This is a genomic window from Haloglomus salinum (assembly GCF_024298825.1).
Taxonomy (GTDB): domain Archaea; phylum Halobacteriota; class Halobacteria; order Halobacteriales; family Haloarculaceae; genus Haloglomus; species Haloglomus salinum.
In genome coordinates this window covers 1398516-1412029 of sequence record NZ_CP101153.1, presented here as the reverse complement: position 1 = coordinate 1412029, position 13514 = coordinate 1398516, and the positions used below count along the sequence as shown (strand labels likewise).

Genomic DNA, 13514 nt, shown 5'->3' with positions numbered 1-13514 from the left:
GGCTTACTCGTCGTCCTCGTCGCCCTCGCCGAGCAGCTCCTCGATGGAGGTGTCGCCGCGGGTGACGATCTTGGCGTTGATCTGGCGCGTCTCGTCGCTGACCTCGCGACCCCGGACCGTGACGCGACGGCGCTCGCCGTCGACCTGCGGCTCGTAGCCGACGCCGCCCGTCAGCAGGAGCTGCTTGAGCTCCGTCCCGGGCACGTCGCCACGCATCGGGCGGCCGGCCGTGTCGGAGCCGCCGGTGATCTCGACCTCGTACCCGTCGAGGCCGACGGCGCCGCCGTCGACTGCCTCGCCGATCTCCCGGCCCTGGAACCGGTTCGCGTCCTGTCCGTCGATCTCGAACTGGTAGGTCGTCCCGTCCTCCGGGTCCGCGACGACGACCTGGAAGTCTGCCATGCACGCAGCGAGTCGTGGAACGGGCAAAAGGGTATTGGAACGCGCTCCGGGCGGTACGTGCCCACACGCCCGCCTGGAAGGCGGTATCGGCGGGCGACTACCGTCCGCCCACGAACGCCGTCGGGTCCAGCACTGGCACGACCCGCCCGGCGTCGCAGACGACAACTCCGTCGACTGCCGGATTCGCGTCGACGTCCGCCAGCGGCGTCACCAGCGTCTCGTGCTCGCTCAGGACGCCGTCACAGCGGAGCGCCACGTGCCCGTCCCGGTCGCGCCCGCCGGCCCCGTCCGGCGGGTCGACCAGGAGGTACGCCGGTTCGCGTTGCCCGTCGTGCTCGTCGGCTCCGTCAGCCGCCGCTTCCGGCACCCCGAGCGCCACCACGAGGTCGACCACCCGGTAGTCCACGGTCGAGCCGAACGCCGTCTCGATGCCCATCGCGTCCTGCTCGAGTTCGGGAGCGGCGACCCGTATCGAGCCGTTCTGCACACGTGCCTCGCTCGCCGGTACCGTCTCCTCGAGTGGCCACTCGGGAACGGCGTACGTCTCGCCCCCGACCGCGACGACCCGGACCCGCTCGACGCCACTCCCGACGGGGACCGACAGCCGAACCGTCGTCCCCTCGCCGGGCGTCGAGTCGACGGTCACCTCGCCCTCGAGGTCGGCCATCGCCCGGCCGACGACGTCCATCCCGACGCCGCGCCCGGAGAGGTCGCTGCTGGCGTCGGCGGTCGAGAGGCCGGCCTCGAACAGCAGGTCGAGTGCCTCGTCGTCGGTTACGCCGGCTGCTCCCTCGATACCGGTCTCGACGGCCGCCTCGCGGACGGCCTCGGCGTCGATACCGCGCCCGTCGTCCTCCACGGTGACCACCAGCCGCTCGCCGTCGCGCCGGCCCCGGACCGTGACGGTCCCGGCCTCCGGCTTCCCGGCGGCGCCACGCTCGCGCGGCTCCTCGATGCCGTGGTCGATGGCGTTGCGCACGCAGTGGACCAGCGGCTCCGAGAGGCGGTCGACGACTGTCCGGTCGAGCGCGACCGGTGGGAGGTCGGCGTCGAGTTCAACGGGCGTCTCGACGTGGCGTGTGGCGCGCTCGACCGCCCGCTTGAGGTCCGGCGCCAGCGCGTCCAGTCGGCGCAGATCGCCGGCCGCCGCGCCGCCGAGCGCGTCGGCGGCGGTACGGAGCGAGGCCAGCGCGTCGGCGGCCTGCCCGTCGAGGTCACCCTCATCGAGCGCCGCAGCCAGCCGGCGCCCCTCGACAGCGAGACTCCGTGCCGCCCCGAGCGGTTCCGGGGCCGCCGCGTCCTCGGCGGCCTCGTCGTCGTCGATGCCGAACTGCTCGGCGTCGAGCGAACTCTCGGCGATGGTCGCCGCCGCGTCCGTGACCTGCCCCACTCCCGGAACCGTGACTCCGTCGGTCGGCCCGGACGCTCCGCTGCCCGCGTCCCTCGTCCCGGGCGTCGACGGTGCCAGGTCCGGGTCGGGTGCCGGCAGGTCGGGCCGGTCGGCCGTGGACTCGACTGGCGTGTCGGGTTTCATCTCGGCCGGTGCGTCGCCCCTCTCGTCGCCCCCCTCGCTGCCCCCTGCGCCGACGGCGTCCTCGTCGTGAGTCGCCGTACGCTGCGGGTCCGGCTCCGGTAACTCCGTGGATGCCTGGGCCTCCTCAACCGCGTCGAACGAGCCGCCACCCTCCAGGTCGGCGTACGCTTCGGCCTCGTCGTCCATCGCCGCCACGAGCGCGTCGAGGTCGTCGTAATCGCCCGCGGCCTCGAGCGCCGCCTGTGCCTCCTCGTCGAGGTCCAGGTCGTCGAGGTCGGGGACAGGGTCGGCACCTGCCGCGGCTGCCTCGTCGTCCGCGTCCGGGGCCGTCCCCGTCTGTCCGTCGGGTGTCGCTGCCGCGGTGTCCGCGGCGACGGCCTCGCTATCGCCGAGCTGACTCCGGAGGCGTGTGGTCCACCCGTCCACATCGATGGCCGGGATAGCGTCCTCGTCGGAGATGGCGTCGATGACCCGCTCGATGGCCTCGACTGCGGCCGCGGCCTCGTCCGCCGTCGCCTCGTCGACCGTCGCGTGCCCTGCCCGGGCCGCCGCGAGGACGTCCTCGACGGCGTGGGCGACCGCCCCGGCGTCGTCCAGTCCGGCGAGTTCGCAGTTCGCCTTCAGCGAGTGGGCCGCGCGGAACGCCTCGTCGACCGCCTCGCGGTCCGCCGTCCCCTCCATCGCCACGAGCGACTCGACGAGTGTGCGGACGTGCTGGCGGTTCTCCCGGACGAAGTCGTCCGGGATATCGTCCGTGGGCCGGGTCTCGCTCATGGCCGCTCACCCCGACTGCCGGCGAGGGCGCGTATCCCGCCCGGCGACAGCACGTACGCCGTCCCCTCCTCGGACGTGACGACGGCGCGGAACAGCCGATTCTCGGCCGCGTTCCCGAAGAAGAAGTCGCCGGATTCTGCGGGCGGTGTCACCGCCTCGGCCGGCGCCGTCAGGAACCCGCTCGTCCCGTCGGCGAGCAGGCCCACGGATGGCCCGTCCCCGCTTCGGACCACGACCACCGCGCGCTCGCCGCCCTCCGGTTCGACGTCGAGGCGGTCGGCCAGCGACACGATGACGGTCGGGCGACCGGCGACGTAGCCCAGTCCGGCCACCGGTGCGGGTGCCCCCGGGAGCCGCGTCCCCTCGGGTGCCGGCGCCACCCGGTCGACGTGGCCGGCCTCCAGCGCCAGCGGGAAGCCGCCGAGCCGGAACCGCACGAACGCGACGCTGTCGTGCGCTCCGGGCCCACCCGTCCGGCTGCTGTCCCCCGTCTGCATGAGCGGGTCGAGGCACGGCCGCGCAAAGAGCGTTTCCCGGTGGGCTCGCGGACAGACGCTCCCGTGTCGACGCCCATCGACGGGTTTGAAGTCCGCCGGCCGCCGAGACGTGGATATGAACCCAGGGGACCGCGTCCGCGTCGACCGCGGCGGGACGACCTACGAGGGCGTCCTCATGCCGTCGACGGACGCCGACCGGCTCGTCGTCAAGCTCGACGGCGGCTACAACGTCGGTATCGACCGCGCGGACGCCGAGGCCGAACTGCTCGAGTCCGGCGTCTACGACGTCGAGAGCGCACAGGACACCGACGAGGGCGCCTCCGAGATACAGTTCGACGACGACCTGCCCACCGTCTCGCTCATCTCCACCGGTGGCACCATCGCCTCCACCGTCGACTACCGAACGGGGGCCGTCACCGCCCAGTTCGACGCCGAGGACGTGCTCCGCGCCGTCCCGGACCTCGCCGGCCGCGCGAACTACCGGGGCCGCGTCGTCGCCAACATCCTCTCGGAGAATATGACGGCCGACATCTGGCAGGAACTCGCCGAGGCCGTCCACGAGGAGATCGAGGCGGGTGCCGACGGCGTCGTCGTGATGCACGGGACCGACACGATGCAGTTCACCGCGTCGGCGCTGGCGTTCATGCTGGACACGCCCGTCCCCATCGTCTTCACGGGGAGCCAGCGTTCCGCGGACCGGCCCTCCTCCGACAACGTGATGAACGCCGTCTGTGCGGTCGAAGCCGCGAAATCCGACTGTGCGGAGGTGCTGGTCTGCATGCACGCCACCGAGTCCGACGACCGCTGTGCGCTCCACCGCGGGACGCGCGTCCGGAAGAACCACACCTCCCGGCGCGACGCCTTCGAGACGGTCGGCGCCGAGCCGCTGGGGTACGTGGATTACGATGCCGAGGCCGTCCACTTCCGCCGGGAGTACGCCGAGCGCGACGGCGTCGACCTCGACATCCGCGCGGACCTCGAGACGGACGTGGAACTGGTGAAGTTCACGCCCGGGATGGACTTCTCCCGCGTCGAGCGGCTCTCCGATGCGGCGGGTCTCGTCGTCGAGGGGACCGGCCTCGGCCACGTCCACACTGACCTCATCCCGACGTTCGAGGCGATGGTCGACTCGGGAACGCCGGTCGTGATGACCAGCCAGTGCATCGAGGGTCGAGTCTGCGACCGCGTCTACGACACCGGCCGTGACCTGCTCGACGCGGGCGTCGTCGAGGCCGAGGACACGCTCCCCGGGACGGCGAAGGTGAAGCTGATGTGGGCGCTCGCGAACGTCGACGACGAGTCGGTGGCGGCCACGATGCGCCGCTCCGTGGCGGGCGAGATTCAGGACCGCTCGACGCCGTGGCAGTAGGCCGATGAGTGACGCCGACGAGCTGACCGTCCGGCAGGCCCGCGCCGACGACCGCGAGGCCGTCGTCGCGTTCACCGAGTCGACGTGGCCCGAGCGCGGCGACGACTACATCCCCCGCGTCTTCGACGAGTGGGTCGAGACCGACGGCCCCACGCAGCGCACCTTCGTCCTCGACGCCGGCGACGACATCGCGGGCATCTGCCAGGGTGTCCTCCTCTCCGAGCACGAGGCCTGGGCCCAGGGGATGCGCGTCAACCCGGACTACCGCGGGCGGAAGGCGAGTCCCCGCCTCACCCACGCCGTCTTCGACTGGGCGCGCGAGCAGGGCGCGACGGTCTGCCGGAACATGGTGTTCTCGTGGAACGCGGCCGGCCTGGGCCAGTCCCGCGCGGTCGGCTTCGACCCGCGGACGGAGTTCCGCTGGGCCGAACCGGACCCCGACGCCGACGCGACGGGGCCCGACGGCCTCCGGGTCGTCGCGGACCCCTCGACGGCGTGGACCGCGTGGCAGCGCTCCGAGGGTCGTGACCACCTCGCAGGGCTCACGCTCGCCAGCGACGAGTCGTGGGCGCTCGCGGAACTGACGCCCGAGCGCCTGCACGACGCGGCCGCGGACGAGCGCGTGCTCGCGGTCGCCGACGACGACGGCGTCCGCGGGATGACGTTCCGCGTGCGGACGGACGAACACGAGACCGACGGGGGAACCGAGCGGTTCGCCGAGTACGGTGTCGGGGTGTGGGACGACGTAGCGGCGGCACGCGCGCTGTTCGCCGCCGTCGCACGGGACGCGGCCGACCTCGGGGTTGACCGGACGCGGGTGCTGATTCCTGAGACGGTCCGCCACGTCTCGGACGTGGCCGCCGCACGGGTCGGGTTCAGCGACGAACCGGACTTCGTGCTGGAGGCGGACCTGTCTGGGGAGTAATAGACAGAATCTCGATTCTGAAAACTACTGGAGTAATTATTCAGGAGTGTCTGGTATAATTAGAATATAGTTCTATTCCATCGCTTATCCGCCGCTGACGGGCGGGAACAGCGCCAGGTCGTCGCCCTCCTCCAGCACGGTGTCGTAGCCATCGTCGACGACGAACGGGTTGCTGTCGTTGCGCAGCACGCGGATGTGGTCGCGGATGTCGCCGTCCTCGTCGAGGATGTCGTCCTCCAGTTCGGGATGCTTCTCCAGCAGCTGGTCGAACGCGTCACGGAAGGTGTCGCCGGGGCCCGCCTCGACCTGGACCTGCTTCGTCCCGGCGGTCTCGGCGAGGTTGGCGAACAGTCTCCACTCCATACCGGCGGTGGGTCGGCGGCGCGCTTCAGGCTTTGGCTCGCGGGAAACGTAGACGCCCTTGTTTCGGGTGGAACCAGCCCGTTCGCTCTGGATGGGTTCGCACACACCGTCGTTTCGTGTCGAGTCGGCTCGCTCGGTGGATGGATTCGGGTGGGAATGAAAGAGGCCGGTCGCTCGACCCGTCCCGGACGACGCAAGGACCGCAGGGAGCGAGCAGCGCGAGCGACCGAGGACCGCAGCGAGGCCCGGACGGTCGAGCGAGCGGGGGCTTTCGACAACTGCTTGTGTCTCGTACCAGCAGACGACCAGAAGCGGTAGAAAGCCCCCGCCGGCTGCGGTCGCGCGGCTCGCTGCGCGCTTCCTGTTCCGGGCGTGCGCTGGCCTCGCTTCGCTCGGCCAGCGTTCCGGGCATACAGTCCAGTGCTTGCGTCGCCGTGCTTCCCGCAGCCGGCGGCCCCTTTCATTCCCACCCGAGTCCGTGTCCAAGCGAGCGCGTCCGTCCCGGGATGACAGCGGTACGAACAGCGTCCGCCATCCCGGAGACCACCTACGTCCGGCTACCCGAACCCCTAAACCCGGCCGTGACCCACGCACGGGCAATGAGTCTCGACGTCTCGGTCGTGGGGAGTGGCTACGTGGGCACGACGCTCGCGGCCTGTCTCGCGGACCTGGGCCACGACGTGACCGCCATCGACATCGACGAGGACATCGTCGAGCAGCTGAACGCCGGCGAGTCGCCCATCCACGAGCCGGGGCTGGACCCGCTGTTGACGGCGTATGCGGGCAACTCGCTCCGCGCGAGTACCACGCACGACAGCGTCCCCGAGTCGGATGTCGTCTTCCTGACCATCCAGACGCCCGCGCGCGAGGACGGCAGCATCGATATCGGGCCGCTGCGTGCGGCGGCCGAGGACGTGGGCACGGCGCTCGCGGACGCGGAGGACTACACGCTCGTCGTCGTGAAGTCGACCGTCATCCCCGGGATGACCGAGGAGGAGCTGATTCCGGTACTCGAGGAGATGTCGGGCAAGACCGAGGGCGAGGAGTTCGGCGTCGCGGTCAACCCCGAGTTCCAGGCACAGGGCTCGGCCGTCGACGACTTCATGAGCCCCGACAAGATCGTCCTCGGGACCGACGGCGACGAGCGGGCGCTGGACCTGTTCGCACAGCTGTACGAATCGCTCGTCGCCCAGTGGGAGACGCCGGTCGTCGAGACCGGCCGGCGCGAGGCCGCGATGGTGAAGTACGCCAACAACGTCTTCCTCGCGGCGAAGGTCTCGCTCATCAACGAACTCGGGAACATCTGCAAGGAGTACGATGTCGACTCCTACGACGTGGCCGACGCCATCGGCATGGACGAGCGCATCGGCGCGAAGTTCCTCCGGAGCGGGGTGGGGTGGGGCGGCTCCTGCTTCCCGAAGGACACCGCGGCCATCATGGCCGCAGCACGGCAGGCCGACTACGACCCCGACCTGCTGGAATCGGTCGTCGGGGTGAACGAGAAGCAGCCCCGGCGGATGCTCGGCCTGCTCGACGAACACGTCGACGTCGGCGGGGAACGGGTGGCGGTGCTGGGCCTGGCGTTCAAGCCCGGCACGGACGACATCCGCGGGTCGCGGGCGAAGCCCGTCATCGAGGGGCTCCAGGAGCGCGGTGCCGAGGTCGTCGCCTACGACCCGCTCGCCAACGACGCGATGGCGAGCGAGTACCCCGATGTCGAGTACGTCGAGAGCGCGGCCGCCGCGCTCGAGGGCGCCCACGGTGCGCTGGTGGTCACGGACTGGGACGAGTTCGCGGCACTGGACACGGAGTTCGACGCGATGGAAGAGCGTGTCGTCGTCGACGGCCGGCGCGTCATCGCACGGCGCGAGGGGCTGACCTACGAGGGGCTGACCTGGTAGGCCGGGCGACGGAGGCGGGTCTGGTTCCCTCCCGCCGTGCTTGACGAGCCGGCGATGTCGAGGGTACCGGCGTCGACATGTTCGCCGTTCTCGATGGCGGCCTCCGGTACGGTGACCGTCGCTGTGGTGTTGCTCTTCTGGGTGCTGACCTCGTACTCTCCGGGGTACGCGACGCGGAGCTGGTACCGGCCGTCGTCGCCGGTGCGGACCTGACGGAGGTACGTCGCGTCGCTGTCACGCCCATCGACAGAGATCGTCGTGTACAGCTGGACTGTCTCGTTCGCGGCTGGCCCAGTCCCGTTCTCGATGGTCCCGGTGAGGTTCGCACCAGGAACGACCTGGTGGACCTGGTGACGGTCCGTCACGTAGAGCGCCCGGTAGTGTCCCGAGCCGTTGAATCCGTTGTACCGGCCGCCAAGTCCTCTGGTGAGGCGGGTCTGGAGGGTGGGGTCCGAGGCCTCTGCGCGATTGAACACGATGAACCCGGCTCGGTTCGACTCCCGCATCTGCTCGTACCAGGCGTTGGGCTCTGTCGAGCGCTGGAAGGCTTCGTAGTTGTTGAGCGCGAACCCGTACGACCGCGATTCCCCGCTCACGAAGTAGTTGTACATCCGGTTCCGGCTCCAGGGGGAGAAGACGTAGTTCTCCGGATACTCGATATCGTTCTCCGCGGCGTAGCCGTCGATCCACAGCGCGGTTTCGACCTTGTCTTCGGCGATCGGGACCTGGTTGGCCTTGACCGGGGCTTGCGCGATGCTGAGGCCGGATACGAGGAGGAAGAGGAACAACAGGGAGAGCGCTCCTCTCGCGCTCGGGATACCGATGGGTGATTCCTGCCCCCCACCGTCGCTCCGGACTGCGGTGGCATCACGGAACGGGACCGGAGGACGAGCCAGGTCGACCCGCTCTGCGATATGGACGAACCCGAACCCGGCGAAGGTCGCGACGAACGTGGAGAACTCCCCGGCGAACCGGATCTGGAACAGCGTGAGGACGAGGAACAGCCAGGCGTAGCTCCCGCCGAGGAGCCAGCCCCTGCGTTCCGCCCCATCATCGGCGCTCGCGGCACGCACGAGCGCCAGGGCCATGTACGGGATCGCCAGGAAGAGGAGGAGGCCGAAGAGGAACAGCCAGCCGAAGGTCTGTGTCGAGAACAGCGACTGTCCCTCCACAATCTCGCTCCGGGTCCCGATACGCCCGAGCTGGGTGAACAGCCGATCTCCGTACGCTGGGAGGACGACCACGAGCAGGCTCAGTCCGGTGACGACCCCGGCTGCTTCGAGGGCCGCCAGGGCGCGCACCTCCGAGACCGGAAGTGTCGGTGCCCGCCGAACCGCCTCACCGATGCCGGCGACGCCGGCGACGCCGCCAGCGAGCAGCAGTGGTGAGAACGCGACCACGTCCGTCTGCCAGCCCAGCGACAGATGAATCGCCGCCGTCAGCAGCCCCGCGGCGGCGGTGCCGGCGGCGACGGGTGCCAGCGCCAGCGCGGTCGAGTCACCACGTTCGAGCGCGACGAGCGCCGCGAGCGGCGCGTACAGGGCTAGTGGGAACAGCAGGAGTGGCCCCGCTTCCCAGGCGAGCACCTGTCCGGCGATGCCGACTCCCATCACCAGCGCCCAGCCGAGGGTCCGCTGACTCTGCACCGAACTCCGAGTTGCCGGCGTCCGTGCCAGCCGGACCGCAGCGGCGGCCGTCATCGCGAGCCAGACGTAGTCGAAGGCGTGGTGGTCCGCGAACCCGATTCCCGAACGGAACGCCAGCACGGGGAGCACCGCGAGCATCACCACCGACGCGATGCCCACGCGTTCGTCGTCGGTGAGGCCCGTCGCGAACAGGTAGGTGAAGACGCCCGTCACCACTCCGGCCACGACGGGGTACCACGCGAGCACGAGGGGAGCCTGCTCGATGCCCCCCGTCAATTCGGTGGCGACCCAGAGGACTGCCACGAGAAGGGGTTCGCTCTTCAGGAGCCCGAACGAGCCCGCCGTCAGCGCGCTGAGGTCCAGTACCCCGTTCGACTGGCGGCTCAGCTCCTCCGTCCAGTAGAGGTAGAAGTACGGGTCGTTGCTCGAGAGCACGACTCGGCCGCTGCGGAATATCGCATCGAACGCCAGGACCCGGAAGACGAACACCAGCGCCAGCGCGCCCGTGAGCGCCGCAGCCACTCGTGGGTCGATGTCGAGCTCCGGTAGCGAGAGCGAGGCTGCCGTGTTCGATTCGTCGCCGCTTTCGACCTCGCCGGCGAGCGCCCGCTCGACCGCATCGGGGTCCGCCAGCCGGTACTCCCCGTCCACCTTCTCCACGACGCCTTCGTCGACGAGCGCGCCGAAGCTCCCGGAGTCCACCCCGGCATCGTCGAAGGTCCAGGTCTCGTGGCTGGCGTCGGTCTCCAGCAGCGACTCGAGCGCGGGTTCGAGGTTCGGGCGGTCGTCGAGCAGCGCCCGGACCTCGCGCGCGTCAGTCATGGACGGCGTTCGACCGTCGGCGCGAATAAACCCACCGCTACCGTGGGGCTGGCGTGTGGGGGCCGTCCGTGGCGAACCGGCTTAGTGGCTCCACGGTGTCGCTCGGGTATGCGCGATTTCGTCTGCCTCGCCCACGAGGTGCCGCTCGAGGGTCCCGTCTCGCTCGACGATCTGCCCGGCGCCGGCCGGCTGGACCTCCTCGCCCGCTTCGTCACCAGCGCCCTGCTCACTTCCCACGGCGTCCGCGAGGACGCCGCCGCCCACCTCGTCGTCCGCGACGAGTTCACCGTCCGGGTCGACGGCGCCACCGTCCGGAACCTGCGTCCGGACGAGCGCTCGACCGCGGCGCGCCTCCGCGACGCGCTCGACGCGCGCGACGGTGCCATCGGCCACCAGGAGGCCGAGCCCTCCCCGGGCGTCCACGTCGGCCGGTTCGACCTCGCCGCGACACTGGACCGCCTCGATGGCCCGCTCGTCCAGTGCCACGAGGCCGGCACGCCGCTGCCCGAGGAGTCCGTCCCCGAGGACCCGACGTTCGTGCTGTCCGACCACCGCGACTTCACCGACGCCGAGGCCGACCTGCTGGCCGAGCGTGCCGACGCCCGCGTCAGCGTGGGACCCGAACGCCTCCACGCCGACCAGACCGTGACGGTGGCCCACAACTGGCTCGATACCGGCGGCTACCGGACGTACTGACCGGCGACTGGGGTCCGCAACGGTTTTACCCGGCAGGTGTCTTGACTCGACTGCGGGCCGGTGGGGTAGCTTGGTATCCTTCGAGGATCGGGTCCTCGGTACCTCGGTTCAAATCCGGGCCGGCCCACTTCTTCACCTTTCGTCATGTGTTAGAGCCTTCTGAGGCGTTTCACCGGGCAGGTTTCGCAGACACCTTCCTTGGCCGAACATTTACGTTTCCTTACCTCGCGACAGTATGGTATGGGGGGTTGGTACGAAGTAACAATCGGGCGGCTTCTCGCCAAGCCGCGCGGATTTGCTCGGGGCGGGAGGGCACAGTCTCAGGTCATCGGTGCTGTGTTGATTTTTGCCTTCATCATCGCAGCGTTAGCTGCGGCACAGGTCGTGCTTGTTCCACAGAGCAACGAGGAGTTGGAGGCGAGTCACAATGAGCAAGCACAGCAGAGTATGAGTGACATCCGGGGGGCCATCCAGCGGTCGGCTGCTGTCGGTGCCTCGCAGTCGGAGTCGATTGATTTGGGAGTCGATTATCCAACCAGACTGTTACTGTTGAATCCAGGCGAAGGGGCCGGAACGATACGAACAGAGGGGAGCGACCAACTAACAATAGAGAATGCGGAAGCGACTGACGAGGAAGTAAGCGATTTTTGGACTGGCGACCCTGTCAATGCACCTTCGAAACAACTGATCTATAATCCGAGTTACAACTACTACGAGAACGCCCCGGAGACAGTCTATCAAAACTCTGTTCTCTATCATAGGTTCTCTGATGGGGTGGATATCGTCCAAAGCGACCAAGATATCGTTAACGGTCGTCAAATCTACTTTACTGCATTAGATGGAGATAAGTCCACGTCACAGTCGGATGCGGCCTCAGTTGACGTGACATCGGTGAGTGCTGCGACCGAGACAATCACGGTGGAAGATGACGGCGGCCCGGTGAAAGTAACTATTCCGACGGACCTCCCAGAGGAGGTCTGGGTGCAAGAGCTACTTTCCGAGGAGATCGACGATACGGACGATGGACAGGCCGGACCAGAGGCCGGCGACGTGTGTGATGGCTCTGGCCCGAATGTGATTTCGGGAGCCGATCCGACCAATGATCGTTTCATCACGAGCTGCAGCTACGACGACACGGTCACACCTCACGAACTCACGCTGACCTTCCAAGAGGACAACCAGAACGGGAACCCGGTCACCTACAACCTCAAGATGGCCAAGGTTGGCGTTGGGTCTGGAATTACCACACCGGATTCCGAGTACATTACCGACCTGAAAGGTGACGGTACCGATGTCTCGCTCAACGGGCGACAGGAAATCGTCTTTCAGGTCCGTAACAAGTACAACAACCCGGGTGGGGACGCCGAGGTCGACGTTCGACTTGTCGGAGGTCCTTCCGGACAGAAACTGATGCATGAGGGTGTCGATATCACTGGCCAGCCGAACGACAACATCCCCGTGGGGCCCGACGGGAAGATTAGATTAATCTACGTCGCTCCCGGATCTACTAGCTCCAATCCCGTCGGCGTAGATGTCGAGGCGAAGTTCGATGGTTCATTTGGAAGTGGAGGGGCCGAGGATGCGGATGTTTCTATGGAAGTAATCAACCCATCGCGAATTAGTCAGACAAAGCCGTTGCTAAATAATCCAAATACGCTGAAGGTAACGTCTGCGAAGATAAAAAATGCCAAGAAAGCTAACGAGTGTGGGAAGACCGTATGCGCAGTTGACGTGAAATTTGAGAGTGTGTCGGGGAATGATGTTGAAATAGACGAATTCCGTTACGTATTCTATAAACCCGACAGACAAAGCGCCAGTGCACAAGGAAACTTCGGGCAGGTCACAGTCGTCGGAGCGAGCGACAATCCATATGAACTGACAAACGATTTCGGTTCTATGGGATTGACTGTTCCGAACGATAATGATGGTGACAGTTCTGATTCTGAGGGTGTAATCAGGTTTAAGTTCCAAGATAAAAATGGGAATCCTGTAGAAGTTGAAAAAGGCGACTTCTTTGTCGTCTCCTTTATACTAGATGGCGAACGGCAAACATTCTTTATTGGTCCTAGCCCTGAAAAGGATACGGGCTCATAAGGCAATTAATACGTTCAAAACTAGCACGATTCTGGACATAGCGCGCCATATCTCTTATATCTTGGTTGATTTTGCAATCAATATCACTCTCATCAAATCTCGTACTGAAGCTATATGGCCCCTCAAGAGAACTGCACCATTTACTCAAAGCCCCCGACTCAGAATATTCCACACCCGATTTTGCCGCTTCCGACTCACCGTCACCGGCGAGACTCCCTCACACCGTCGCTCCTCTTCGTCGCACTCGGCGACTCTCCCATCTCGAACCCCCAGACCACCCCTCGGTAACCAGCATCTGACTCGCAATTGCTTCCGGCGTGGTCGGCTGCCGGCGGAACACCGTGAGGAGACATCAGCACACTGTGCTGACTCGAAGACACCCGCCCGGAGTCCCTCCGCGAGACGACCGCTGCCCTCGCCCAACCTTCACCTTCGATAACCGTCAATACCCGTGAGTTTATCATTCTCCGCGAGTACCTGTCGGCAATGCG

At 67.3% G+C, this 13514-nt stretch carries 10 protein-coding genes and 1 tRNA gene; 6 read left to right on the top strand and 5 right to left on the bottom strand.

The window, feature by feature from the left end; translation table 11 throughout:
• Window positions 1–3: 3 nt before the first annotated feature.
• The 3 genes from NL115_RS06875 to NL115_RS06865 form a co-directional block, all read right to left on the bottom strand.
• Window positions 4–402 carry a 30S ribosomal protein S6e gene (locus NL115_RS06875; RefSeq protein ID WP_254832445.1) on the bottom strand — a complete coding sequence of 133 codons (399 nt, stop codon included), beginning with the start codon at window positions 400–402 and terminating at the stop codon, window positions 4–6.
• 97 nt (window positions 403–499) lie between these two features.
• Entirely contained in the window at window positions 500–2710 is a 2211-nt protein-coding gene (locus NL115_RS06870) for an ATP-binding protein (RefSeq protein ID WP_254832444.1), read from the bottom strand.
• Entirely contained in the window at window positions 2707–3207 is a 501-nt protein-coding gene (locus tag NL115_RS06865) for a chemotaxis protein CheW (protein WP_254832443.1), read from the bottom strand. Before NL115_RS06865 ends, NL115_RS06870 begins: the two co-directional genes overlap by 4 nt.
• A gap of 115 nt (window positions 3208–3322) precedes the next feature.
• Between NL115_RS06865 and gatD the strand changes: the two genes are divergently transcribed.
• Both gatD and NL115_RS06855 read left to right on the top strand, forming a co-directional pair.
• Window positions 3323–4576 (top strand): Glu-tRNA(Gln) amidotransferase subunit GatD, encoded by a 1254-nt coding sequence (gene gatD, locus NL115_RS06860; protein ID WP_254832442.1) that lies wholly within the window; start codon window positions 3323–3325, stop codon window positions 4574–4576.
• A gap of 4 nt (window positions 4577–4580) precedes the next feature.
• Entirely contained in the window at window positions 4581–5501 is a 921-nt protein-coding gene (locus NL115_RS06855; RefSeq protein ID WP_254832441.1) for a GNAT family N-acetyltransferase, read from the top strand.
• Window positions 5502–5585: 84 nt separating this feature from the next.
• Here NL115_RS06855 and NL115_RS06850 read toward each other — a convergent pair whose 3' ends face one another.
• The gene (locus NL115_RS06850) at window positions 5586–5864 is read right to left on the bottom strand and encodes a ubiquitin-like small modifier protein 1 (protein WP_254832440.1); all 279 of its coding nucleotides are present in this window, start codon (window positions 5862–5864) and stop codon (window positions 5586–5588) included.
• 599 nt (window positions 5865–6463) lie between these two features.
• Between NL115_RS06850 and aglM the strand changes: the two genes are divergently transcribed.
• Window positions 6464–7765, top strand: a complete 1302-nt coding sequence (gene aglM, locus NL115_RS06845) for a UDP-glucose 6-dehydrogenase AglM (RefSeq protein WP_254832439.1) — start codon at window positions 6464–6466, stop codon at window positions 7763–7765.
• Here aglM and NL115_RS06840 read toward each other — a convergent pair.
• On the bottom strand, window positions 7744–10233 hold the full coding sequence (locus NL115_RS06840) for an STT3 domain-containing protein (protein WP_254832438.1): 2490 nt from the start codon (window positions 10231–10233) through the stop codon (window positions 7744–7746). The two genes, aglM and NL115_RS06840, sit on opposite strands and share 22 nt — an antisense overlap.
• Before the next feature lie 108 nt (window positions 10234–10341).
• Between NL115_RS06840 and trmY the strand changes: the two genes are divergently transcribed.
• From trmY to NL115_RS06825, 3 genes are all read left to right on the top strand, one after another.
• Window positions 10342–10929 carry a tRNA (pseudouridine(54)-N(1))-methyltransferase TrmY gene (trmY, locus tag NL115_RS06835; protein WP_254832437.1) on the top strand — a complete coding sequence of 196 codons (588 nt, stop codon included), beginning with the start codon at window positions 10342–10344 and terminating at the stop codon, window positions 10927–10929.
• Window positions 10930–10983: 54 nt separating this feature from the next.
• Window positions 10984–11056, top strand: a tRNA-Pro gene (locus NL115_RS06830).
• Window positions 11057–11169: 113 nt separating this feature from the next.
• Window positions 11170–13023: a hypothetical protein gene (locus tag NL115_RS06825; protein WP_254832436.1), complete on the top strand. Its 1854-nt coding sequence runs from the start codon at window positions 11170–11172 to the stop codon at window positions 13021–13023.
• Window positions 13024–13514: the final 491 nt, after the last annotated feature.

What these genes read in the sequence shown, in the direction of transcription:
- NL115_RS06865 (WP_254832443.1), bottom strand. Translation starts at nt 3,207, where the DNA reads ATGCAGACGGGGGACAGCAGCCGGACGGGTGGGCCCGGAGCGCACGAC.
- NL115_RS06840 (WP_254832438.1), bottom strand. Translation starts at nt 10,233, where the DNA reads ATGACTGACGCGCGCGAGGTCCGGGCGCTGCTCGACGACCGCCCGAAC.
- aglM (WP_254832439.1), top strand. Translation starts at nt 6,464, where the DNA reads ATGAGTCTCGACGTCTCGGTCGTGGGGAGTGGCTACGTGGGCACGACG.
- NL115_RS06870 (WP_254832444.1), bottom strand. Translation starts at nt 2,710, where the DNA reads ATGAGCGAGACCCGGCCCACGGACGATATCCCGGACGACTTCGTCCGG.
- NL115_RS06850 (WP_254832440.1), bottom strand. Translation starts at nt 5,864, where the DNA reads ATGGAGTGGAGACTGTTCGCCAACCTCGCCGAGACCGCCGGGACGAAG.
- trmY (WP_254832437.1), top strand. Translation starts at nt 10,342, where the DNA reads ATGCGCGATTTCGTCTGCCTCGCCCACGAGGTGCCGCTCGAGGGTCCC.
- NL115_RS06875 (WP_254832445.1), bottom strand. Translation starts at nt 402, where the DNA reads ATGGCAGACTTCCAGGTCGTCGTCGCGGACCCGGAGGACGGGACGACC.
- NL115_RS06825 (WP_254832436.1), top strand. Translation starts at nt 11,170, where the DNA reads ATGGGGGGTTGGTACGAAGTAACAATCGGGCGGCTTCTCGCCAAGCCG.
- NL115_RS06855 (WP_254832441.1), top strand. Translation starts at nt 4,581, where the DNA reads ATGAGTGACGCCGACGAGCTGACCGTCCGGCAGGCCCGCGCCGACGAC.
- gatD (WP_254832442.1), top strand. Translation starts at nt 3,323, where the DNA reads ATGAACCCAGGGGACCGCGTCCGCGTCGACCGCGGCGGGACGACCTAC.